Below are 24,420 nucleotides of genomic sequence, written 5' to 3'. Positions count from 1 at the left end.
CTGATCGCCCCGAAAGTACTGAATGGTACGTCCGCCGATTATAGTCCTGCGCCGGAAAATGTGATGCCCATGTCAAACCCGGCTGGCTTCAGTGTCGGCAAGTCGCCACGAATTGCCAATAAAACATTTCCCGTGTTCAACATGCCGTCTCATTTCTTTTCCTTGCGCGCCGCAGCCGGTGGTTTGGACACCGCCCCGCGCACTTCAAAGCGCAACTGATCCAGCACCTTGCCCTTGCGATCCTGCAATACCAGCAAATGTCGGCCCGGCCACGGCATCCAGTCATAACCGAGATCGGCGGCCGCTTTCTTGCCCTTCACCACCGGCAAAGGCTTGCCATCGAGAACCCAGACGCCATCGCGCACGCCTTGTGCCGCGAAGTGCATGCGCTGCCGGTTGGGCGGAATATCGGGATCAATCGCCACCAGCATGCCCGGCGTCGGATAGGTGATTTGCGGCACGATGTCATTGGTGTGGGCAACACTGATGACCTGTTGCTCGGTACCCGGCAAAAAGAATTCAGTGCGCGGCGCTTCCAGATTGCCTTGATAGGTAATCGGCTGCGCGCTCACATTGGAGGGTTTCAGCGGTGCATGGGCCGGCTGCTGCGCATGCAGATATTGCATCACCTCTTGCCAGACCGGCGCCGCGCCGGTGACGCCGGAAACGTCCCACATCGGTTCGCCCGACGCATTGCCGACCCAGACCCCGACCGTATAGCGATCCGAAAAGCCGACGCACCAGTTATCGCGCATGTCTTTTGAAGTACCCGTCTTGACCCCGCTCCAGATGCGCGTCGACAAGGCACTTTCCAGACCGAAGGTGCGCGCGCGGGCGCTGCGGTCGGCCAGTATGTCGCTGACAATGAAACTGCTGGCGCCATCCATGATTTGTCGTGCCGGTACCCGCGCATCGGTGCTGCTGGTGCGCACGCCATTGAAACTGCCTTGATTGGCCAGTGCCCGGTAAGCATTGGTCAGCGCCAGCAAACTGACGTCGGCGCTACCCAGCGCCAGACTGTAGCCGTAATAATCACCGCGCTCGCGCAAATTGAAACCGAGGTTTTGCAGGCGCTGAAAGAAGCGTTCCGGCGATACCATCACCAAGGTCCGCACCGCCGGAATATTGAGCGAAGAACCGAGTGCGGTACGCAAGCTGACCAACCCCTTGAATTGCTTGTCGTAGTTTTGCGGAATATACAAACCGGCCGAGGTCGCCAGATTGACCGGCGAATCATCGAGCAGCGAGGCAGCCGTCAGCCATTTCTTTTCAATCGCCAGTTCATAGAGGAACGGCTTGAGCGTGGAACCGGCCTGACGCAAGGCGACCACGCCATCCACCTGTGCCGCCGCCGACAAGGAGCCGCTGGAACCAACCCAGGCCAGCACATCGCCGCTGGCGTTATCGAGTACCACTACCGCGCCATCTTCAATATTGCGATCGGCCAAGGCTGACAATTGCCGGCGCAAGGCATCGTTGACGAAGCGCTGGGTCGCGGCATCCAATGTCGAGCGCACCGGTTGCCCGGCTTGCTTCAATAATTTGCGCGCCAGATGCGGCGCCAGTTGCGGCGCACCGTCAGCCACCGCGCCAGACAACTCGGCCTTGGACGAAGCGCGCGCCAGCGCCAGTTCGGTGCGGCCCTGCAAACCATTGCATTCCTGCGGCGCTTTTTGATCCTTGAGAATCGCGCAAGCGCGTTCGCTGACCTTGGCCGGCTTGGCGTTGGGCGCGCGAATCAAGGCTACTGCAATTGCTGCCTCGCCCTGATTCAAACCGCTCGGATGTTTGCCGAACATGACGCGCGACAACGCATGCACGCCGACCAGTTCGCCGCGAAAGCTAACCAGATTCAGATAGGCTTCGAGAATCTGATCCTTGCGCCAGTTACGCTCCAGCGCCTGAGCTACAAAGGCCTGCGAGATTTTCTGACTGAGTGAACGCGCCGACGATTTGCGCCGCAAGTCATCGTGGATCAAGCCCGCCAGTTGCATCGTCAAGGTCGAGGCGCCGCGCGTTCTGGTATTCCACAAATTGCCCCAGGCCGACGCCGCCACGGCATTCCAATCGACGCCGCCGTGCAGATAAAAGCGCCGGTCTTCGGAAGCAATCAAGGCATTGCGCAAGGCGGGTGAAATATCTTCCAGACTGATCCACGACAGGCGCCGCTCATTCGGATTCAGGCGCATCTGCTGGATCAGTACGCCATGCCGGTCATACAGGCTGGCTTCGGACGAACGGAAATTTTGCTGCACTTCGGTAAAACTCGGTACCGCTTTGGCCGGTGCGGCCCACAACAAGCTCAGCGCCAACAGCGCTGAGAGTACTGCTTTGGATAACTGCATGTGGTTCATTGGTAATTCATTGATGGTTCACTGATGATCTGTACTGCTGCATTTCGTCATCCAGACAACGCGGCCCGACCTGACGATCAGACCGGGCCGCGTTTGCTGCATACCACTAGCCGTTACTGCGCCGCCTTGACGCTCATCTTCGGATTCGGCGACTCGCCAAACATTTCCGGCGCATACATTGCTTCGACCCGGGTCTGCGGCAAGTTGAATTCACCGGCATTGTTCAGACGCACCGTGTAGGAAATGCTGCTCTTGCCCTTCGGCATCCGTTCGTAATATGCCCGATAGGCTTCATAGCTGCGCTCTTCATAGGCCAGCCAGGCATCGCCGCGCGAACGGCCGTCATCTTCACCGCTGCGCGTAATGGCTGAATCGCGGCCAAGTCCCGAGCCAAGCAGGGTGGCGCCACCCGGCACCGGATCGCTCAATACCACCCACGACATATCGGTTTGGGCATCAATATCGAGCGTGACCCGCAAGACATCACCACGGGTATATACGCCCTTTTGCTTTTGCTCAATCGGCGTCACGGTCTTGGTGATGCGGTAACCACTCGAGAACGCGGTCTTGAGCGGCACTGCCGCCAGACTTTGCAACGTGATCCACGGCTTGCCGCTACCTTCTTGCGTGAACTTTACGGCACCTTGCGTCCCCGCCGGCGGCCACGGCAATTGCAGCTTGCCGCCATTGGCGCCGGCACCGCTCCATGCATGGGTCTGCACCGCGCTGCCCGGCTCGACTGCGGCGCGGGTGCTGCCGGTGACCTTTTCGGTTTCGAACTTCTTGCTGAATTTATCCAGTGCGATGCTGCCCCAGGCGTTGGCCGTGGTGGTGCTCCAATGACCGCGCTGCTGACGCTGGATGGCACCGCTGACAATCTTCGGCATATCGTCGCGCCATGCCGGATTATTCAGCATCACCAGAATCAGACGGCTGGCATTGGTATCGCCACTGGCCATGAGCCACCACCAGTAATCGCTTTCTTCACTGGAAAAGCCCATGCGCGTGCCTTGATAATTCAAGCGCGCACGCACGATCTGATCGGCTTCCGCCAGACGCTTGTCGCGTTCCGGAATGGCCGTGGTCCGTTGCAGAATCGAAATCCAGTCCAGCACTGCCGAGGTCGGCCACTGGTTCGGATTGATCTGAATCGAACCGAGCATGCCCGGTTGCACCCGGTTGAAGCGCGACAAGGCTTCCAATGCTGCCAGTTTGCGCACGTCCAGATCTTTCTTGGGCGACCAGAAATCCCGCATCACCTTGCCATCGACAAATGCGGCCAGACCTTCCAGCATCTTGTCCCGGCTTTGGGTCGGGATCACGTAACCGGCTTCATTGGTGGCGGCCAGCAAATACGCTGTCAGCGTATCGCTGCCGCGCCGCGCATTGGATTCGCTCGGCGGGAAGTAATACGCCAGACCATCAGCATCCAGATAGGTCGGCAACTCGGTGACAATCCGTTGCCACATGGCGTCGTCATGCAAGCCGATGGCGCGCGAGGTCTTTTGCTCCAGGCAGGAGAACGGATACTCGGCAAAGTAACGACGCAAACCTTCACTGCCGCCGCTCAGACTTGGCTTCAGTGACATGTTCAGACCACCGCGACCCGGCACGCTGTCGACCGGTTGCGCCACATTCAGCGAGATCGCCTTGTCGAGCTGGAACAGAGTGGCCTGCTGCACCGTTACCGGTACTGCCGGCACCACTTTTTGTGTCACGCGCAGGCTATCCTTGACGGCAGCCGCACCGGCACCCTGCTCTTGTGCATTGATATCCCAGGTCAGTTGCGTTACATCGAGCGGCACCGTCAGCGGCCACACGATTTCACGCGACTCGCCGGCCGGAATCGCCACATCACGATCCGGCAATGGCAATCCGCTGTCGGCAGCGCCGGCACCAGTGGTCTTGGCGCTGGCGCGAATCTGCATGTTGCGGGTGGTGGTGTTGCGCACCGTGATGGCAGCGCTGAACTGATCGCCCTCACGAATCAAGGGCGGCAAACCGGAAATGATTTGCAAATCCTGCGTCGACCGGATGCTGGCCGTACCGGTGCCGAACAGGCTGACGCCACTCTCGGCCACCGCCACAATGCGGAAGGCGGTCAAGGCATCATTGAGCGGCACATCGACTTGCGCGCGGCCATTGTTATCCAGCACCACATTCGGTTTCCACAGCAACAACGTGTCGAACAATTCGCGCGTCGGCGACTTGCCGCCACCGCCGCCGGCCGGCGTCGCCTTCTTGCCGTAATGGCGTTTGCCGACCACCTGCATTTGCGCGGTCGCGGTTTCCACGCCATAGCTGCGCCGCTGCAACATCGCACCCAGCAGGTTCCAGCTGTTGTTCGGTTCCAGTTCCAGCAAGGCTTCATCGACTGCGGCCAATGCCACCACGGCGCCAGCGGCAGGTTTGCCATCCGGCAGCGTGACCTGGACATTGACCTTGGCCACGGCCCGGATCGGATACGTCGGCTTGTCGCTGGTCACCGCCACCTTCAGCGTATGCGCGGCGTTGCCGACGGCGATTTCCGCGATGCCGAATTTGTAGGCCGGCTTGGACAGATCGACCATGGTGCCGGGAGCCTGATATTCCTTGAATTCATGCCACCAGTTGAGCGGTTCTTTCCAGCCCCAGGTAAAGAACGAATACCACGGCACTTCGCGCATGCGACCGCGCACCGCCAGCACCGACACAAACACGTTGGGTCCGTAAGCGGCCTTGACCGGCACGCTGATGGTCGGGTCTTGCCCGTTCAGTTGCACCACCTGGGTATCGATCACGCCTTCGCGCTCGACCGCCACCAGGGCAGTCGCGTAACGGAATGGCATGCGCACCTGGAAGATTGCGGTTTCACCGGCCTGATAGGTTTTCTTTTCCGGCAGGATATCGATACGGTCCTGATTTTCACCCGCGAACCACAACTCACCCTGACGCGTCACCCACAACGACGACACCGCCGTCGCTACATTGCTCTTGGCATCCTTGGCTTTGGCGGTCAGTTCGACATTGCCGGCTTCGGTCAGCGACACATCGCAAAACAGCATGCCGTGGTCATCCGTCTTGCCCGAGCACAGCTTGCCGAGATCGGTCGCCGTGCTCGAATTTTCGTAGGCGTAAAAACCGCCGACCATGCGCTTGCGATGCGAATTGGTTTGCAATGCGCGACCAGTGATTTCAATCGGCACGCCCGCCTGCGGCTTGCCGGTAGTATCGAGTGCGACCGCGGTCAAGGTGGTTTTCTTCTTCACCGACACCCAGCTGCCGGACTTGAGACCGACCACCACTGCTGCCGGCCACACCGGCGTCACACCGGAAACCGTCTGGATTTCGCCATTGGGATCGCTGTAGGTCATTTCCGTCAGCAATTCCTTGGCGCTGGCAAGCGCCGGCAAGGACTTGATGGTGGTCTTGCCGGCGCCATTCTTGTCCAGCGTCACCGGCAATTTATCAGCGACGATTTTTTGATCGTTTTCACTGACGATGCGGTTGCCCTCTTCATCGTAGGTACTGCTTTCATTGCTGCTGAATGAAAAACCGTCATAGGCCGGGAAGCTGACCGAACGACTGCGCAACAAACTGCTCACGCGCACCGTCTGACCGGAAGCACCGCCGCCGTTGATGAAATTGAGCTGCACATCGAGTGGCAATTCCTTGGGTGCCACCAGCACGCCTTTGGGCGGCGTAATGCGTCCCTGCATCAAGGGCAGGCGGAATTCTTCGACGCGGAAACTACCGGTGTTGAAACTGTTGCCGCCGTAATAGCCGCGACCTTCGCCGTCATCGCTGCTGTCGCTCCCCTTCACCCGGCCGCGATCGAGGATCACGTCATAGACGCCAAGCTTGGCGTCCTTGGGAATGGCAAACACGGTTTCGGCATTCTTTTGTCCCCGCCATGCCAGCGGAAACTGGAATTCCTGCCCACTGCCCTGATGAATGATGCGAATCCGGGTCGGCAGCTTGTCGCTGTCGAGCAGGCTGAAACCCTGCATGTTCTGGGCCCGGATCACATGCTTCATGGACGCGGTCTCGCCGGCGCGGAACAAGGTGCGGTCAAAAATCGTATGAGCCCGCACGGTCGCGGTCTGCGAACGGTCGGTGGGCAAATTGAAGCGCCACGATTCGATGCCCTCGTTCCACGAGGTCAGCGCAAACGCCATATCGGCGCGGCCTTTTTCATCGGTCTTGCGGGCGCTCACGAAAAAGCCGCTGATACGACCATCGACATAATTGTTGCGGCATTCATCTTCCAGCGGCTTGGGCAGCATGGCGATGCCACGGGCATCGGTCTTGCCGCGCCAGATTTCATCGCCCTTGCAATTGGAGATGCGCACCTCGGCGCCCGGCACCGGTTTGGCATTGTCCAGCGTGGTCACCCACACTGCGCCGTTCTCCCGGCCCAGCTTGACGTGCACCGATAGATTGGTCACCAGCGCGCTGGTGCGCACATACATCGGCACCGGTTTGCCGAGCAACGACGCGCCGAGTTTTTGCGATTCCAGTTCCACCACATGGAAACCCGGTTCTTGCAACGGAATGCCGACCACTTCGAACGGCCGTTCGCCATCCTTGGCTTCCGGCAAGGCCGGCAGGTTCAACACTTTGACGCCCGGCTCCTTGGTCAGCAAGCTGACGCTGCGCGAGTCGATCTGTTTCTTGTCGCCACTGCCCCAGCGTTCATGGAAGCGGTTCAGCCTGGTCATCCATTCGATGATGCCGCGATCACTGTCGATTTTCAGATTGGCCACCTTGCCCGGGCCAGCCTTGCCATCGACACCGCGCACCATCAGGCCGGCTTCGACGCGACGCAGGGTCACCGGCAGCGCGGCATCGGCATTGAGTTCGATGATGCCGAACGGCGCTGCGGCAAACTTGGCCAGCGGCGGGTAGTCGGCAGTACGCGACGTCAGCGGAAACATGGCCGCGTTGCTGAGCGGACGCCCGCTGTCATCCTTGAAACCGGATGGCAGGCTGATCGTGAAGTCAGACAACTCTGCCAGCGGCGGTTTGAATTTGACGCCATAGGTCAGGTCTTTGTCGTCATCGGCATCAAACGAAGGTTTGATCTTGCCGCTTTTACCGTTGAGCACGATTTGCTCGGCCACTTTGCGCGACACCGGCGACGAAAACGTCAGGCGTACCGGCAAGATCGGCGAGCAGGCGGCATTGGCGTTTTCACGCTGGCAACTGAAACTGGCGGAAAATTCCTTGCGTACGTGGAAGGTCAGGGTCTGCGGCTGCGAGGTGGCGATGCCGGACGGCGTCATGATGCCGCGATCCCAGGTCAGCTTGACCGCCGCGTCATTCGGCAGCCGTTGCTGACACTGCACGATGGTCACATTGGCCGGATCGGATTGCGGCTCGAATTGCTTGAGCAAGGCCTTGCGCATGTCATCTGCCACGAACTTGACCGGAATCCGTTCATGGATGCCTTCCGCTTCGCAATACAGATGCGCGCGAATGCTGGCCTGGGTGGCGGCGCCATTTTGCACCAGGATGAAGGCTTGATCTTCTTCGATATTGTCGCTGTACGGCAGGCTGCGGATAATGGCCGGGCCGCCGGTATTGAACTGGTACGTGCTCTTGCCAGCCGGCACGTTGCCGGCCAGCGTCTTGAAGCCGGGCTTGAGCGTGAATGAACAACGCGTGCCGGCCGGCAAATCCTTTTCCAGATCGTAAATCCAGTTTTTGTCGTCGGCCCAGCGCGAGGTACCGGCGACGGCGCAATTGACATCGAACGGCGAACCGGCCTTGGGATCGCCGAATTTGACTGCCGCTTCCGAGAACGTCGCTCTTACCTGCCGGATCTGGGCCACCTCGCCCTGCGGTGAAAAAGCGGTGATGCTGGCCGCTGCGGCGCTCTGCGCCATTCCCCCAAAAATCGCTGCGGCCAAGGCCAGATATGCTGTCGGGCGAGTCAAATTCATTCCTGCTCCACTACGTTGTTATGTGTTATTCGTTGTTATCGCTAATTGCTGCGACAGTCTTGCTTGCTGCTTTTTGCTTGCCACCGGTTGCTTGGTCCGGCGTCAAAGCTTGTCTTGCAGAAAATCCAGGAAGCAACTGATGCGTCTGGATAATTGCGTATTGCGATAATAAACGGCATGTACCTTCTGGCGATAGGCCGTATGTGATTTTTCCAGTACTTTTATCAAGCGGCCTTGCGCCACATCCTCATCCGACATGAAGTTGGAGAGGCAGGCAATGCCCTGTCCGTGCAACGCCAATTGCCTGATGGTCTCGCCACTTGAGGCGCGCAACGCGGGTTGCGCCGGATAACGGTCGCCCTCCTCATATTGCAACGGCCAGTGATTCAGATTGTCGGGCTGGGTAAATCCGATCAACTGATGCTGTGCCAGCGCCGCCACATTTTTCGGATGGCCATGGCGGCGTAAATACGCCGGACTGGCCAGCAATTGCAGCCGCGCCGAGGTCAGCGACTTGGCATGCAAGGTCGAATCCTGCAATTCGCCGATGCGGATCGCAATATCCGTGCGCTGCTCGACCAGATCGATGAAACGGTCATTGGTGGTCAATTCCAGTTCAATCTCGGGATAGGCCTCACGAAACGCGCCGACATGCGGCACGATACAGTGCAACATGAACGGCGCCGAAGCATCGACCCGCAATTTGCCAATTGGTTTCTGACTGCGGATGCGAATCGTATCTTCGGCGCGTTCCATGGCGGCCACGATATCGCGCGCCTGCTCCAGAAATACCTGCCCTTCTTCGGTCAGTTCCATGCGGCGCGTGGTGCGCGTCAGCAAACTGGTGCCGAGTTTTTCTTCCAGCCGCGACAAGGCGCGGCTGACACCGGACGTGGTTTGCTCCAGGGCTTCGGCAGCAGCGCTGAGGCTACCGGCTTCGACCACGGCGATGAAGATGCGCAATTCATCCGATTGCATAGCCATTGTTGACTCCAAATCAAATATTTTTTGATTTTACCGGTATTTTTCTCAACAAAATAGACGGGCACAATGGCACCTTCTTCAATTTGGAGGCTTTATGCCAATTGCACTTTGGGCGCTGACCATCAGCGCATTCGCCATCGGCACCACGGAATTCGTGATCATGGGCTTGTTGCCGGAAGTCGCCGTCAACCTCGGCGTGACCTTGTCGGCCGCCGGTTTGCTGGTCACCGGCTATGCCCTCGGCGTGTTCGTCGGCGCCCCGCTGATCACCGCCACCACCGGCAAGCTGCCGCGCAAGACCTTGCTGGTCAGCCTGATGGTGATCTTCGTGATCGGCAACCTCGGTTGTGCGCTGGCCCCCGATTACGCCACGCTGATGATCGCCCGCGTGATTGCATCATTTGCCCATGGCGCGTTCTTCGGCGTCGGCTCGGTGGTCGCCACCAGTCTGGTCGCCAAGGACAAGCAAGCGTCCGCCATCGCCCTGATGTTTACCGGCCTCACCGTCGCCAACGTACTGGGCGTGCCATTCGGCACCTGGCTCGGTCAAGCCTACGGCTGGCGCGCCACGTTCTGGGCGGTCAGCGTGATCGGTCTGGTGGCGTTGCTGGCAACTGCCTGGCTGGTGCCGAAATCGGACAGCAAGCAAGAAGCCGATTTCGGTCATGAGTTGCGCGTGCTGGCACGGCCGCAAGTGATGCTGGGCTTGCTGATGACAGTGCTGGGTTTCGGCGGCGTGTTCACCGCATTCACCTATATCGCGCCGATTCTGACCGATATCAGCGGCTTCCCGGCTGCTGCCGTGTCGCCGATCCTGTTGCTGTTCGGCGTCGGTCTGGTGATCGGCAATCTGCTCGGCGGCAAGTTTGCCGACAAGTATCTGATGCCGACCCTGATGATCAGTCTGGCATTGCTGGCGGCGGTATTGGTCTTGTTCTCCTGGACCAGCCAGTTCCGCATCGCCGCCGTGATCACGGTCGGTCTGCTCGGCATGGCCGCGTTCGCCACCGTGCCGCCGCTGCAAATGCGGGTATTGGAAAAAGCCACTGGCGCACCGAACCTGTCATCGTCGGCCAACATCGCCGCTTTCAACCTCGGCAATGCACTCGGTGCCTGGCTCGGCGGTGTCACCATCGATCACGGTCCCGGCTTGCATGCTGTCTCGTGGGTAGCGGCACTGGTTACCGCCAGCGGTCTGGCGGTGGCAGCCATCAGCTGGCAACTGGATCGCCGTCAGGCTGCGCGCCGCAACAGCATGGCCGCCGAAGCTTGCTGACACCGTAGTTTCCAGAGCGGCTGCCGCAACCGCTCACGGGCCAGCGTTGCAAGGATTCGACAACATGAAAACTTCGCTGCGCTGGTCGCCATATCCCTTTACAATGGCGACTCTCTTTGGGGAGTAGCCTGCTTCCGCGCAATGCGGGAGAGCCAGTATCAACATCATCGACGGCATTCAACTGCGGTCGTGGTACTGGTAGCCAGCGCCTGTCACGGGCACGATGGTTGGCGAGACCAACGATATGGCCGTGCAAAGTTCGGGCGCACGGCTGTGTCGTTGACGCCTGCCCGATCGGAAATCCCCTCATGAACTTCGCCGCTATCGTTTTTCTGGCTTTCGCCATGTCCACTGACGCCTTCGCTGCTGCCATCGGCAAGGGTGCCGCCCTGCAACGTCCGCATCTTTTTCAGGCGCTCAGAATCGGTTTGCTGTTTGGCGTGATTGAAGCCATCACGCCGGTGATCGGCTGGGCCATCGGTTCCATGGCTTCCACCTTCGTCGCCGAGTGGGACCACTGGATCGCCTTCGTGCTGTTGGTCGGTCTTGGCTTGCGCATGATCTGGGTCGGACTGGCAGCAGAACAGCCCGATGCCGATGCCAAGCCGCAGCAACAGTCATTCATGATGCTGGCGCTGACTGCGGTCGCCACCAGTATCGATGCGCTGGCGGTCGGCGTCGGACTGGCGTTCGTCAATGTCAACATTATCGAAGCGGCGCTGGCCATCGGTCTGGCCACCACCTTGATGGTCACGATTGGTATCATGCTCGGACGCCTGCTCGGCAAACTCATCGGCCGTCGTGCCGAAATGATCGGCGGGCTGGTCCTGATCGGCGTCGGCGCGACGATACTCTATGAACATTTGAGCGGCGCGGCCTGACACCGGCAGCGCCACACACCATCAATCACACCTTAACCATCATGCCCTCGTTACACATTGCAACAGCCAGGCCCGCACAGGCCGGGCACATCAGCGCGCTGATCAACGCGCTGGCGGGCTACTTCGTGCCCGACCCGACACACGACAGCGCGGCGGCCTTTCTGGCATCGGTCACACCGGCTGCGATCAGCGCTCTGATCGACAATCCGGCCTGCCGTTATTACGTCGCCAGCCATGGCGGCAACCCCGCGCTGGCGGGAGTCATCGCACTGCGTCAGTTGCCGGCACGGCACCACGTGCATCATCTGTTTGTCGCGCCGGAACTGCACGGGCAAGGCGTCGCCCGCACCCTGTGGCAACACGCCCGCGACGCCGCCGGAAATGACGGCCATGCCGGTGGTTTCAGCGTCAATTCATCGGTGTTTGCGGTCCCCATGTATGAGCGCCTGGGCTTTATCGCGACGGGTCCTGAGGCCGAGAAAAACGGCATTTGTTTTGTACCGATGCAATATGACGGAAGATGAGGCGAACGGACTGACGTCTGGCGCACCCCGCATTGTCATTCTTGCAAGCCATGCAGAATGCAGCAGAAACGCTGCTAGAATCGCTGCTCTGCATCGCATCGAGGGCTGGCAATGGCAACCGTAAAAATCGAAAAATTCATTGATGGCAAACACGAGACGACCTTTACGGTACCGTTCTTTCTGCTGCGTTTGCTCAATCTGCTGATGCCCGGCACGGCGCTGCGCGCGCTGACCCACAAAGGCATCAACGTGCCGGAAATTCTCGCCGCCGGCCACCAGCGCCAGCCCTATTCCACCGCCATCCATGTCCGCGAGCGCGGCATCGACAAGAAGGTCGTGGTATCGCTGGCTTGAAGCAATCCAGTGCATCAGGCCGCAACCGGTCAAGATGCAATTTTACCGTTGCAAGAAATGGTAAATCCCCCTCGCGATTGAGAGTAATATCGATGCGCGCAACTGCCGGCAAGCAGAGGCGACATCAATAATGACAATCAATCCTTGGGAGACGTAGCTTGAAAATACTGAAACTGATGTCCTTGTTGTGCCTGCTCGGCGTCTGCATGCAAGTCAACGCGCAAGACAGAATGCCGATACCGGCGATGGACCAGCTCAACGACGCCCAACGCAAGGCGGCACAGGACATCATCGATGGTCCGCGCAAGGCGTTGTATGGTCCGTTCATTCCGCTGCTGCGCAGTCCCGAGCTGATGGACCGCTCGTCCAAGATGGGCGAGTACCTGCGCTACAAGAGCGCCATCGGCACCAAGCTGTCGGAACTGGTGATCCTGATCGTGGCGCGGCACTGGACCCAGCAAGTCGAATGGTATTTGCATCAGCCGATTGCGCTCAAGGTCGGCATCAAGCAAGAAGTCATCGATGCCATCGCCGATGGCCGCACACCGCAGGGCATGAGCGAGGACGAGCAGATCGTGTATGACTTCTCGACCGAGATCAATACCAACAAGGGCGTGTCTGACGTCACCTATAACCGTGCCAAGGCCCGCTTTGGCGATACCGGGGTCATCGACATGCTGGGCGTCAACGGTTACTACAACTTTTTGGCGATCATCATGAATGGCGTGCGGACCGAAAATCCGGATACCAAGGTCGCACCGTTGAAGCCGTTCGTGAAGTAATTCTGCTTGGCGCTTGCGCACAAAGCCAATGCCCGCCGATGCGGGCATTGGCTTTTCAGGAATGCAGACATCGCCATCTGCTGCGCCGCTGCACTACGGTACTGCTGCAGTGCTGCTGACGCACACCGCCAGTTGATTATGCCGCCGCAATTCGCGAATGATGCCGCTGTGATCGAGATCGCCGTCGCCATGTTCCAGCATGGCGGCGAACAATTGGTCAGCCTGATTCAGCATCGGCAAATCGAGTCCGACGCTGTGCGCGAAACGGATCGCCGTGCTGGTGTCCTTGACCTGATAACGCGCCGGCCCGCCCGGTGCAAAATCACCGGCGATCATGCGCAAGGCATGCTGGCGCAAGATGGTCGAGTCGGCAAAACCGCCGAGCAAGGCTTCGCGCACCTTGGCCGGATCGGCGCCGCCGCGTTCCGCCAGCAACAGCGCTTCGGCCACGCTGGCAATCGTATTGGCGACCATCATCTGATTGACCAGCTTGGCCAGCTCGCCCGAACCGGCTGGTCCGACGTGGGTCGGACGGCCCATCTTTTCAAGCACCGGACGCGCCTGTTCATATGCCTGCGGGGTGCCGCCGGCCATGATCGCCAGCGTCGCTTCCGTCGCGCCCTTTTCACCGCCCGAGACCGGCGCATCGATATAGGCGATGCCACGCAACGTCGCCTGTACTGCCTGATGGCGCGCAGTTTCGACCGGGATCGAACTCATCACGATCAGCAATGCGCCGGGCCGCATGGCAGCAATCAAGCCCTGCTCACCGAGCAGCACTTCATCGCAACTGGGACCGGAGCTGAGCATGCAAATCAACACATCGGCAGCGCGCACCACCTCTTGCACTTCAGCCACAACCGTTACCCCGGATGCCGCCAGCCGCTGAGCTTTGTGCGGCGTCCGGTTCCAGGCTTGTAGCCGGTAGCCGGCTTGCGCCAGATGGCGCGCCATCGGAAACCCCATGATCCCGGTGCCGATAAAACCGATGGTCAGCGGCGCCGTCATTGCACTGCTCCGCCATCCCGAAAGCCGAAGCGCACCGGCAATTCGCGTTCGATACAGGCCGGGAAACCGGCTCTGAAACGTTCCAGATGCGGCGTCTTCAGATGGACATCGAACGCGGCGCGGTCGCGGTAAATTTCATAAAACAGCACGCGCGTCGAATCGGGAAAACAGACTACGTCAAATTGCAGACATCCGGCTTCATCAGTCACCGAATGGTGGGCGTCGTCATGCGCCAGCGCGAGGAAATCCGCCAGCGCGGCGGACTTGACCTCGAACTCGGCAATCACGACGAAGACAGATGCGGCAGGTGCCACAGATACCGCGCTGGCATTCGTCATCGTCACTCCTAGCGCAACAAGATGCTGCCGCCCGGATTGGTGCGTGCATGACGCTCCATTTCCTGCCGCAATGCCACCACATCCAGATCATGCGCCAACTCGACATCCTCAAAGCGCACCACGGCATCTTTCTTGACCGCGCGCTTGAGCTTGACGTTATGCGCCAGACCAATCGGCAACGCGCCCACGGCCAGACTCCTGGAGGCCGGAATGGCGTTGGCCCACACCGCGTAACCACCCTCGCCGTCCAGCATTTCACCCGGATTCAGATCGCGCTTGGCGGTCGCGACGGCATCGCCACGGAATTCCTTCGAGCAGCCGGTGGCTTCGCCGCGCAATACCGCCGACAGCACACTGATGCTGGTTTCCAGACCGATCAGATGGAATGGCCGCCACATCGAACCATACCAACCCGACTTGTCGACCAGCAAGCCATACTGCTTGAAGCAGGCGCGCGCATATTCGGTCGGGGCCTTGAAAGTGACGAACACGCCATAGCGGATATTGTTGAAGACTTCGCGGCCATCCGGTTCCTGGCTGGCGGCGATATCGACCAGACCGCTGCGCGCCAGACGACCACCATCGGCGGCCGGCCGGAAGACGCTGGCCAGATCATGCAAACCGGTCGGCGGAAATGCCAGGCCATCGTCCGGGCAATCGAGGCCGGTGCCGTTGGCCACGGCGGCCATTTCAATCGCCGCCTTGGTGCCGTCGGTGAACGAGTTGTACATCTTGGGATTGAAGTCGCCGGCCGCCACTTCTTCATCGGTCCAGCCGAAAAAGCCCCACACCGTATCCGGTGTCGAATAACGATAACGCGGTTCGAAGTTCATGCCCTTGCCGGCCGAGACCAGTTCAAAACCGCACGAGCGCGCCCAGTCCACCAATTCGCAAATGATCGCCGGCTGGTCGCCATACGCCATGCTGTACACCACGCCCTTGGCCTTGGCGCGTGCCGCCAGCAGCGGACCGCACATGGCATCGGCTTCGACGTTGACCATCACCACATGCTTGCCGCCCTCAATCGCGGCCAGCGCATGGCGCACGCCGGCAATCGGATGGCCGGTGGCTTCGATGATGCATTCGATTTCGTCGCACTCGGCCAGCGCCGCTGCGTTTTCCAGCACGCAGGTGGTGCCCTTCTTGACCGCATCGCCGAGGGTTTTGGCTTGGTATTTGTCAGCCGCCCAGCCCACCCGTTGCAGCGCGGCATGCGCTTTTTCCACATTGAGATCGGCGACGCCGACAATGTGCATGCCTTCAATGTGTTGCGCCTGGGCCAGCACCATCGAACCGAATTTACCGGCGCCAATCAGACCGACGCGCACCGGGCGGCCGGCGGCCGCGCGTTCACGCAGCAAGCTGTACAGATTCATTATTGATCCTTCATGTCATTAACAGAGGGCATCGCACTTGTCTCTCGCGTTTTAGGCTTTGGGTGCGATGCCGGAAGCGTGAAATTGCCGCCTTGCCTGCCGGGTTCACCGGGTCATGCAGACACCGGCGCAACCTTCAGGCAACTACCAGACGACAGACTCTTGCGCAGCGGATCAACTGCTTCTCTTGCAGCTTGCACTGACCCGATGCGTGTAAAAAGTTTACTCAGCGCGTCCTGTTAAAACAATTAACATTTACGATCAAACAACTTAGTTTTTCTAATCCATACCATGGGCGGCCGGGTCATACCGGTCTACTTCGCAAACGGCAATTGCACCTGTTGCGCCTGCTCCGCCTGCCATTGCGCCACCTCTGCCCGCAGCCAATCGATGAACAGGCTGACTTTGTTTTTGCGCAAGTGATCGACCGGACAGACAATCCATTGCGTGGTCTGGGAAATCCTCGGTGGTTTGCGTACCGGGCAAATCAGACTGCATTCGCGCAGTTCGCGCCACATCATCAGGCTGCTTTCCAGCGCCAGCCCGATGCCATCGGCAGCGGCGTCGATGGCCATATGGCTGCGGTCAAACAGCACGCGCCGGATCTGGTTCGGCGGCGTCACCTTGCTCATCGAAAACCAGTATGGCCACTGCACCTGCGACTTCACCGAATGGATCAGGCGGTGCTGCGCCACTTCGGTCGCATCGAGGCTGGCGGCGGCCGCATAATCGGGCCGACACACCGGAAAAAACCATTCCTCGGTCAAGCCTTCGGTGTACAAACCGGGCCATTGACCACGGCCATGGCGGATTTCAACGTCCACCGTTTCGCGCGTAAAATCGGTCACTTCATTGGTGCCGTTGAGACGGACTTCGAGGTCGGGATTGGCATCCAGAAATGAACGCAGTCGCGGCAACAGCCACTTGCTCGACAAAGTCGGCGTGGCCCGCACCGTCAGCAAGGTGACCGGCCGCAAGCCGCGGATGCTTTGGGTGGCTTCGGAAATGCGGTCGATTTCTTCGGCGATCATCGAGAAGTAGCGCTCACCCGCTTCGGTCAGCGCCACGCCGCGCCCGACCTTGACCATCAGGGAAGTGCCGAGATGGGTTTCCAGCGCCTGGATTTGCTGGCTGACCGCCGACGGCGTCACATTGAGTTCTTCGGCGGCACTGGAAATGCTGCCGGCACGGGCAACGGCGTTGAATACACTGATGGAGCGAAGCGGCAGGTACATGGCAGCAACCCTTTAAATTTTCTACACGATAGAGAAAAATAAATTAATTGTACTTCACCAACAAAGCTTTTACATTCAATCACCGAGACCGCACTCAGCCTCGCAGAAGGTAAGGTAAAACTCGTCAGCAACCGGTGTCGGCTTATCCGGTTGCTGCAGCCGATCAGGGCTGCACCGGATATATCGGACGCCAGCATCGGGCCCCTGCGCCGGATACTGACCTATAAAAATTGGAGACCAGAGCATGAAACCAGTCAAACCGCCACGCGGCGCTTCACCATCGACCCTGTCGTCGAATCCGCCATCCGCCACCCGCCGCAGTCTGTTGACGGCCGCCGCGGCGCTGCCGTTGTTTACCGTATGGTCGGGTCCGGCCCGCGCCGCCGAATTCAATTACAAACTGGCGACCGGCCAATCGCTCGACCAGCCGATCAATGCCCGCCTGAAACAAGCCACCGACCGCATCCGCGAAGCCAGTTCCGGACGCGTCGATATTCGTTTCTTCCCGGCCAGCCAGCTGGGTTCGGATACCGATCTGCTGACCCAGGTGCGTTCCGGCGGCGTCGAATTTCTCAACATCGCCGGTTCGGTGCTGTCGACCGTGGTGCCGCTGACGGCGATCACCAACGTCGGTTTCACTTATTCCGATTATCAGCAAGTCTGGAGCAGCGTCGATGGCGAACTAGGCAAACTGATCCGGGCCCAGATCGACAAGAGCGGTTTCGTTTCGGTGGCCAAAGCCGGCGACAACAGCTTCCGCCAGATTTCCTCGGCCTCGAAACCGATCAAGACCCCGGCCGACTTGCAGGGCTACCGTATCCGGGTGCCGGTATCGCCGATGTTCACTTCGCTGTTCAAGGCGCTCGGCGCCAATCCGACCTCGATCAATTTCAACGAACTGTATACCGCGCTGCAAACCAAGCTGGTCGACGGTCAAGAAAACGGTCTGGTGGCGATTGAAGCCGGCAAGCTGTATGAAGTCCAGAAATACATCAGCCAGACCAATCACATCTGGGACCCGTTCTGGCTGCTCGGCAACCGCCGCGCCTGGGCCAATCTGCCGGACGACCTGAAGAAAATCGTGCAGCGCGAATTCGACCGCGCCAACATGGAACAACGGGCCGATGTCGACCACCTCAACGCCACCCTCAAAGACCAGTTGAGCAAGAAAGGCATCATTTTCGAAACGGCCAATCGCGACTCTTTCCGCAAAGCCTTGTCTGACGCCGGCTTTTACAAGGAGTGGCGCGACAAGTTCGGCGCCGCGCCATGGGCTGCGCTGGAGGCCACTGTAGGAAAAATGTCGTGAGCGCCGCCCACAGCATGAGCGCACCGATGCCATTCAAAGGCCCCGCCGGCCACCTGCTGACCAGCATCCAGCAATGGCTGGAAAAGTCGGTCGAGGTGGTGACTGCCAGCGTGCTGGTGGCCGAGGTGGTGCTGCTGTTCGTCGGCATTATCGCGCGCTCGGTATTTCACAGTTCGCTGATCTGGAGCGACGAACTGGCCTCGATCCTGTTCCTGTGGCTGGCGATGTTGGGCAGCGCATTGGCGGTACAACGCTCTTGCCATATGCGGCTGACCTTCTTCGTCTCCAAGCTGTCGCCACGGGCGCAAGCCTGGACCGAAACGCTGGCGGTCGGAATCACCGCCGTGCTGCTGGCCATCGTGCTGCATCCGAGCTTCGACTATGTCGAAGACCAGGGCTTCGTCGAAACCCCGGCGCTCGGCTGGAGCGGCACGGTACGCGCACTGGCATTGCCGGTCGGCTTCATCATTGCCTTCATCAGTTGCGCACTGCGGCTGATGCACCACGACAAGCGCGACATGCTGACTGTCGGCGCCTTGCTGGCAGTGATTGCCGGCGCCTGTTATCTGGGCGCGCCAGTGCTGACGGCGATGGGCCAGAGCGCATTGCCGATCTTCTTTATCGGCGTATTGGGTGCAGCAGTCATGGCCGGAGCACCGATTGCCTTCGCCTTTGCCATCGCCACCTGTGCCTACTTGCTGACGACCACCTCGACGCCGGTCGTGATCGTCGTCGGTCGCATGGATGAAGGCATGAGCAGCCTGATTCTGCTGGCAGTACCGATGTTCGTGCTGCTCGGGCAACTGGTGCATGCCACCGGACTGGCGCGGGTGATGGTGGAATTCCTGGCCTCTTTGGTCGGCCACGTGCGCGGCGGCATGTCGTATGTACTGCTCGGTGCGATGCTGCTGGTGTCCGGCATTTCCGGATCGAAGACCGCCGACATGGCGGCCGTGGCGCCGGTCCTGTTTCCCGAAATGCGCAAGCGCGGCATGCAAGACAGCGAACTGATTTCGCTCTTGGCCGCGTCCGGCGCCATGAGTGAAACCATCCCGCCGTCGCTGGTGTTGATCGCGATTGCCTCGGTCACCGGCATTTCGATTGCGGCGCTGTTCACCGCCGGTATCCTGCCGGCCTTCGTACTCGCCATCGTGCTGGCGGTAGTAGCCTGGTGGCGTGCCGGCAAGGATCACGTCGAAACCAAGCGTGCCCCACTCAAAACGGTGCTCAAGACGTTCGCGATTGCCCTGCCGGCGCTGCTGCTGCCGTTCGTGATCCGCACCGCGGTAGTCGAAGGCGTCGCCACCGCCACCGAAGTCTCCACCATCGGCATTGCCTACTCGCTGATCGTCGGCCTGATCATTTATCGCGGCAGCCTGAAGTGGCACATGGCCCTGCCGATTCTGGTACAGACCGCCGCACTCTCGGGCGCGATCCTGTTCATCGTCGGCGCCGCCAGCGCCATGGGTTGGGCCTTGACGCAATCAGGCTTTTCCCATGACCTGGCAGCACTGATGACCGTGGTTCCCGGCGGCGCTACCGGCTTCATGCTGGTCTCGATTGTGGCCTTCATCGTACTCGGCAGCGTACTCGAAGGCATCCCCGCCATCGTCCTGTTCGGCCCGCTGCTGTTCCCGATTGCGCGCCAGCTCGGCATCCATGAAATCCACTACGCCATGGTAGTCATCCTGGCCATGGGCCTCGGCGTCTTCGCCCCACCGTTCGGCCTGTGCTACTACGCCGCCTGCATCATCGGCGAAGTCAAACCGGAAGTGGCGCTCAAGCGGATTTGGTTGTATCTGGGGATGCTGTTGCTGGGCTTGATTGCGATTACGTTCATTCCCTGGATTTCTATTGGGTTTCTTTGATGGTGAGGTGGTGAAGCAAATACTTGCTTGAAGAAAAATGCCGTTCAGCTAAAAACTGAACGGCTTTTTTCTTTCGTAAGATTCTGTACCTCGGCTGGAAGAACCTATCGGGCTTTAGCACGCATTTCAAAAAAGGAGACTCGAAGTGCCTGCGCATTCTTGCCGAAATGTGCTTCGCGGTGATGTGCCGGGCATACGCAGACGACGTTTTCAATATCATCCGCGCCGCCTTCGGAAAGCGGATTGATGTGATGAATTTCACAATATGGCTGGCCAGCGGCATCGATAAATAGATCGTGCGCGCAGTCTGCCACCTCGCATTGACTCTCGGCCCGCATCTTCGCAATCGCGACCACCAAGGGATTACGGTCATACAAGGTAGTACGCCCAGTCCGTGTTTTTGGTTTGCCATCGCTTCTTACTTTGGGCTGCTGACGCTGTCTGTTATAGGCAGCCATGAGCGACGCCAAACTACGAGTAAGCAATTTCTCGACTTCCGCGCCAAACACTTCTGACTCTGCGCGTTGATCTGCATAGACATCAATGGCAGCGGCCGGAAGTACTCCCCACAAACGCTCAAATTCGGCTCGAATAGCTGCGTCGTCCAGTGTTTGCATCGTCGCATCAAAGAATTCGGACCATACCGCACGATCCATCTGCCCCGCGCCAGACATGCCCTTGCGCGGGTCCCGTGGATCGATACTGCGAAAATTCATGAGCTTGTTATAGACGCCACTGATTGCGCGTCCAGTCAACACCGACACCTTATCAACAGGCGAACCAGCTAATCGAGAAACGGCTTTGCCGTAGGTTTCCACATACGCCCACAGTCCCGCAATTGATTCGCTACGATTCCAATTCTGCCCGACCCGGGACCACATTTTCTGCAGCCGATCTGCTTCGATCTGCGTCAACTTGCTATTGGCACCAACCGGCTGCTTCAAGACCAGCATGGTTTTTAATTGCGTATCTTCACGCAACCACTCCTGTTTTAAGACCTCTTTTGATTTCGCTGCACGAATGATTTTTAGCCATACTCTCGACTGTGCAATACCCAGCTTCGACGTGTCTCTCCAAAATTGCACCGACTCTGGCTCCTCGGGCATCAGCGATACATCTGAGATGATTTCAGCATAAGCGACTACGCCCGCATCGCTGGCATTCTCCCCTACGCCTTCGGAACGCCACAGAAAAACACTATCGCCGCAGCGCATCTCTGTCGCATCCGACTCGACGAACCAAGTGATTGCTCCCGGCGTTGACTGCAGATACGCAGCGAAATCGAAAATGGATGGATTGCCTTGAAAAATCCAGGTGGTCATCACGTAGTGGCTATCGTTGAAATCAGAGCCTAGATAATGCCAAATAAATTCTAGTATTAGTAACTAAATTGACGAGAATTGATCATTATCAATCCGGCGCTAATAACCATAGCAACGCCGCAATTGAAAATGCCCGCCATAGCGAGCATTGATATAGTGCCGAATGGAGGTGTATTCAAATGTTGGCACCACCCGTAGCAGCCTCGCCACTCCGCCAACTCCCATGAAACCCAAACGGCACCCGATGCGGCAAATGCGCCAGCGCTTGCGGTCCTGCTGCGATATCCGTGGCATCGAAGATCAACAAGTCGCTGCGGTTCTCTGTGGCACGCCACACCACCGCCAATAGCCAGCCGTCAGCTTCAGGCGCATCGTCGGCGCGCGGCACAAACACCGGTTCGGAGATCACGTCGCCGGCCGGTAGTGTGTAGATCTGCCGCTGGCCGGTGTCGAAATCGAAACGGGCCAGGCTGTCGTAGAGGATGCTTTCGGCGTCGTCTCTGGGGCATGCGCTGGCGTGGCAAATATAAAAGCCGTAGCGATTGCGCCTGCCGGTGTAGCGCTCGTCAATGCGCGGAAATTCGGCGACCAGATCGTCCAGATACTCACGCTGAAAATCCCGGCCAGCGCTGGCGAGATCAAAGGTCCAGCGACACAGACGGGCTGCCATGGCTTGCGGATCACCGGGTTTGCCCTGCTCGTCGGGCAAGCCCGGGGCGACTTCGGCCTGCATCACGATGGCGACGACAGTTTCGCCGTCATCCCAGGCATTCATGACATGAAATACGTGGCAAGCGTCAGTGTCGAACCAGCGTAACGTCTCGACCGGCTGCCCTCGCTGCAATACACCCACATGCGTTCGCTTGCCGGCTTCCCACGCCAGCAGCGGCTTGCCTTGCATGGCGCGTTCGACGCTGATGGTCAGCGGCATGACGGGGAACAGTACATGTTTCTGCGTCAACATGAAGTCGTGCATCATGCTGGCATAGGGGGCATCGAAAGCCTGCAGGCTGCGCACCTTGCAATGCTGATCCAGCACGCCGTAAAGCATGCCGGTGGTGCCGGGACCTTCAGCTGAATAGGCAAAGAAATGCAGTTCGCCGGTAGCGGGATCGGCTTTCGGATGCGCGGTGCAACGACTGGTGATTTGCCCGTCAAAACTTTGATGTCCTTTCGATGCCAGCGTCTGGCTGTCGAGTTCGAACGGTTGATGCGATTCTTCCAGTGCGAACAAACGGCCGCCATGCCAGACCATGCTGGTATTGGCGGTGCCGCTGTGATTGCCGAGCGCGACGGGATCGCTGGTGGCCGGATTGCCGAAGCTGCCAAACAGCGCCCGCCCGGCCTGATGTTCCAGTTCCCATTTGGGTGTGCGAGCCCAGCGGTTGCGATAGGAAACCTGGCCGTTGGCGATGAAAAATGCGTGCACCATGCCATCCCCGGAAAACCAGTGGTAGTTGTCGTCGCGCGGCGCATATTGTGGATTGGGGCCGACCCGGTACAGCGCGCCGGACAATGCTTCAGGAATGTGGCCGCTGACGTCGAGCAGCGGTATATCGTGTTCGGTATTGATCGGGGCATAGTTGCCGGTGAAAAAATGCTGTGTCGCAGGCGGCGGTGGGTGCATGGGCTTTTCTGTGTGTTTTTTAATTGGTATCGTGCAGTTGCAAACTGCGCATGGCGGCGCCGACATAGGCCATCAGGGGCGCGTCGATGCCGGAACCGAGACGCAGTGCCGCATCCTGTTGAAATGCGTGCTGCAATTTCGCATGCAGCTTGAGATCGCCGCCGGCCTTGGCCAGCGACAGTGCTTGCCAGCGTCGCGCAAGCACCTGTATTTCAGCGCTGTCGGGCGCCAGGCCGCGCAACATGCCGTCGCGCATCGCGCCGATCAGCGGCGGCCAGGCATCGGTTTGATTGACGTAATGAGTGCGCAGCACTGCCATCTCTTCGGGACTGCAATAGGCGGCATACAAATTCAGCCGGCTGTGCGCCATGGCGTGCGCGATGAACTGGATGCCGGCCTGATCGATCCCGGTCAGCGCATGCAGTGCCGGCTCATGCCAGTGCATGGCGTGCAGCTTCATCAGCATGGCTTCATTGCCCTGCGTTTCTTCCAGCAGCAACTCAATCCAGCGGCAGGCCAGACTCATGGCGGCGCGGCTTTCCGGTGCCACGCCGGTATCGAGCATGTGTTTCAGATCTGCGCTCAACGCGGCTTTCTCGCGCTGGCGCATGGCGGTCGGCGCAGCACGTTGCGTCTTCAGCCTGGTCAACTCGTCATGACTGAAATACTTCGCGCCGGTGACCATGCTCTCCAGCGCCGTCAGCCAATCATCGACCGTCGGTGCGGTGCTGGCTTCCAACTGACGTTGCAAATCAGTGAGATGCGCTTGCAATGCCGTCGCCTGACGAATTTCCTGCGCCAGCGATGACAATTGCCGGGCCACGGCATCACGCAATCCGTCGGGGTCATCGTCAAGCATCAGCGCGATATCCTTCAGCGATACCTCCAGCCGCCGCAACGCCTGTATCCGATACAAACGCGCGATGTCTTCGGCGCCATACAGGCGGTATCCGCTCGCGGCCCGTGCCGACGGTTTCAATAAACCGATGTCATCGTAATGTCGCAGCGCGCGTACGCTCAGTCCGCTACGTCGCGCCAACTCGCCAATCTTGAACTGCATGTCTCGCTCCTCCAGTTGCAGCGATCATAGACTGTGACGTTACGAGAGGGTCAAGGGGATTTGAAATGAATATGCAGAAAGATTTGCATTCGAGGGGATTTGCATGGACGGAGAATGATGGGGCTCGCCCACATTCTGCGGGCCGCCGATTCGCTTGCAAGCGAATCCCTTCGAGCCCCGCCGTGAGCCGCGCAGGCG

The 24,420-nt window shown here is 59.3% G+C and carries 17 protein-coding genes; 7 read left to right on the top strand and 10 right to left on the bottom strand.

Annotated features, from left to right (window positions below; all coding sequences use genetic code 11):
• Positions 1-149: 149 nt before the first annotated feature.
• The 3 genes from pbpC to AKL27_RS00075 all read right to left on the bottom strand — a co-directional run bounded on the left by pbpC (position 150) and on the right by AKL27_RS00075 (position 9,262).
• Positions 150-2,345 (bottom strand): penicillin-binding protein 1C, encoded by a 2,196-nt coding sequence (gene pbpC / locus AKL27_RS00085; RefSeq protein ID WP_408609744.1) that lies wholly within the window; start codon positions 2,343-2,345, stop codon positions 150-152.
• Positions 2,346-2,467: 122 nt separating this feature from the next.
• The gene (locus AKL27_RS00080; RefSeq protein ID WP_050460547.1) at positions 2,468-8,278 is read right to left on the bottom strand and encodes an alpha-2-macroglobulin family protein; all 5,811 of its coding nucleotides are present in this window, start codon (positions 8,276-8,278) and stop codon (positions 2,468-2,470) included.
• A gap of 102 nt (positions 8,279-8,380) precedes the next feature.
• Positions 8,381-9,262, bottom strand: a complete 882-nt coding sequence (locus AKL27_RS00075) for a LysR family transcriptional regulator (protein WP_050460546.1) — start codon at positions 9,260-9,262, stop codon at positions 8,381-8,383.
• A gap of 94 nt (positions 9,263-9,356) precedes the next feature.
• Between AKL27_RS00075 and AKL27_RS00070 the strand changes: the two genes are divergently transcribed.
• The 5 genes from AKL27_RS00070 to AKL27_RS00050 all read left to right on the top strand — a co-directional run bounded on the left by AKL27_RS00070 (position 9,357) and on the right by AKL27_RS00050 (position 13,079).
• Positions 9,357-10,538 carry an MFS transporter gene (locus AKL27_RS00070; protein WP_050460545.1) on the top strand — a complete coding sequence of 394 codons (1,182 nt, stop codon included), beginning with the start codon at positions 9,357-9,359 and terminating at the stop codon, positions 10,536-10,538.
• A gap of 308 nt (positions 10,539-10,846) precedes the next feature.
• Complete coding sequence (mntP, locus tag AKL27_RS00065) at positions 10,847-11,419, top strand: manganese efflux pump MntP (protein WP_050460544.1); 573 nt, start codon at positions 10,847-10,849, stop codon at positions 11,417-11,419.
• A gap of 41 nt (positions 11,420-11,460) precedes the next feature.
• Entirely contained in the window at positions 11,461-11,943 is a 483-nt protein-coding gene (locus AKL27_RS00060; RefSeq protein WP_050460543.1) for a GNAT family N-acetyltransferase, read from the top strand.
• Positions 11,944-12,054: 111 nt separating this feature from the next.
• Positions 12,055-12,297, top strand: coding sequence for a hypothetical protein (locus AKL27_RS00055; RefSeq protein ID WP_050460542.1), 243 nt, complete (start codon positions 12,055-12,057; stop codon positions 12,295-12,297).
• 206 nt (positions 12,298-12,503) lie between these two features.
• Positions 12,504-13,079 (top strand): carboxymuconolactone decarboxylase family protein, encoded by a 576-nt coding sequence (locus AKL27_RS00050; protein ID WP_050460789.1) that lies wholly within the window; start codon positions 12,504-12,506, stop codon positions 13,077-13,079.
• 93 nt (positions 13,080-13,172) lie between these two features.
• On the opposite strand, the gene AKL27_RS00045 is transcribed toward AKL27_RS00050, so the two are convergent.
• The 4 genes from AKL27_RS00045 to AKL27_RS00030 form a co-directional block, all read right to left on the bottom strand.
• On the bottom strand, positions 13,173-14,087 hold the full coding sequence (locus AKL27_RS00045) for an NAD(P)-dependent oxidoreductase (RefSeq protein WP_050460541.1): 915 nt from the start codon (positions 14,085-14,087) through the stop codon (positions 13,173-13,175).
• A complete protein-coding gene (locus AKL27_RS00040; RefSeq protein WP_050460540.1) occupies positions 14,084-14,425 on the bottom strand; it encodes a putative quinol monooxygenase in 342 nt (113 codons plus the stop codon). The genes AKL27_RS00045 and AKL27_RS00040 overlap by 4 nt, the downstream gene beginning before the upstream one ends.
• Before the next feature lie 8 nt (positions 14,426-14,433).
• Positions 14,434-15,801: an NAD(P)H-dependent oxidoreductase gene (locus tag AKL27_RS00035; RefSeq protein WP_050460539.1), complete on the bottom strand. Its 1,368-nt coding sequence runs from the start codon at positions 15,799-15,801 to the stop codon at positions 14,434-14,436.
• A gap of 314 nt (positions 15,802-16,115) precedes the next feature.
• Positions 16,116-17,036 carry a LysR substrate-binding domain-containing protein gene (locus AKL27_RS00030; protein WP_050460538.1) on the bottom strand — a complete coding sequence of 307 codons (921 nt, stop codon included), beginning with the start codon at positions 17,034-17,036 and terminating at the stop codon, positions 16,116-16,118.
• Between the two features lie 244 nt (positions 17,037-17,280).
• On the opposite strand from AKL27_RS00030, the gene AKL27_RS00025 reads away from it, so the two are divergent.
• A complete protein-coding gene (locus AKL27_RS00025; protein WP_198155837.1) occupies positions 17,281-18,345 on the top strand; it encodes a TRAP transporter substrate-binding protein in 1,065 nt (354 codons plus the stop codon).
• Positions 18,346-18,371: 26 nt separating this feature from the next.
• Complete coding sequence (locus AKL27_RS00020; RefSeq protein WP_083438779.1) at positions 18,372-20,213, top strand: TRAP transporter large permease; 1,842 nt, start codon at positions 18,372-18,374, stop codon at positions 20,211-20,213.
• 104 nt (positions 20,214-20,317) lie between these two features.
• Here the strand turns inward: AKL27_RS00020 and AKL27_RS00015 are convergent, their stop codons facing one another.
• From AKL27_RS00015 to AKL27_RS00005, 3 genes are all read right to left on the bottom strand, one after another.
• Positions 20,318-21,535 carry an HNH endonuclease gene (locus tag AKL27_RS00015; protein WP_050460536.1) on the bottom strand — a complete coding sequence of 406 codons (1,218 nt, stop codon included), beginning with the start codon at positions 21,533-21,535 and terminating at the stop codon, positions 20,318-20,320.
• A gap of 175 nt (positions 21,536-21,710) precedes the next feature.
• Positions 21,711-23,162 carry a carotenoid oxygenase family protein gene (locus AKL27_RS00010; RefSeq protein WP_050460535.1) on the bottom strand — a complete coding sequence of 484 codons (1,452 nt, stop codon included), beginning with the start codon at positions 23,160-23,162 and terminating at the stop codon, positions 21,711-21,713.
• Positions 23,163-23,181: 19 nt separating this feature from the next.
• The gene (locus AKL27_RS00005) at positions 23,182-24,222 is read right to left on the bottom strand and encodes a MerR family transcriptional regulator (RefSeq protein ID WP_050460534.1); all 1,041 of its coding nucleotides are present in this window, start codon (positions 24,220-24,222) and stop codon (positions 23,182-23,184) included.
• Between the last annotated feature and the right edge of the window lie 198 nt (positions 24,223-24,420).

Origin of the sequence: Herbaspirillum autotrophicum (assembly GCF_001189915.1) — a bacterium.
GTDB lineage: Bacteria > Pseudomonadota > Gammaproteobacteria > Burkholderiales > Burkholderiaceae_D > Herbaspirillum > Herbaspirillum autotrophicum.
This window is presented reverse-complemented; position numbering and strand designations above follow the sequence as displayed.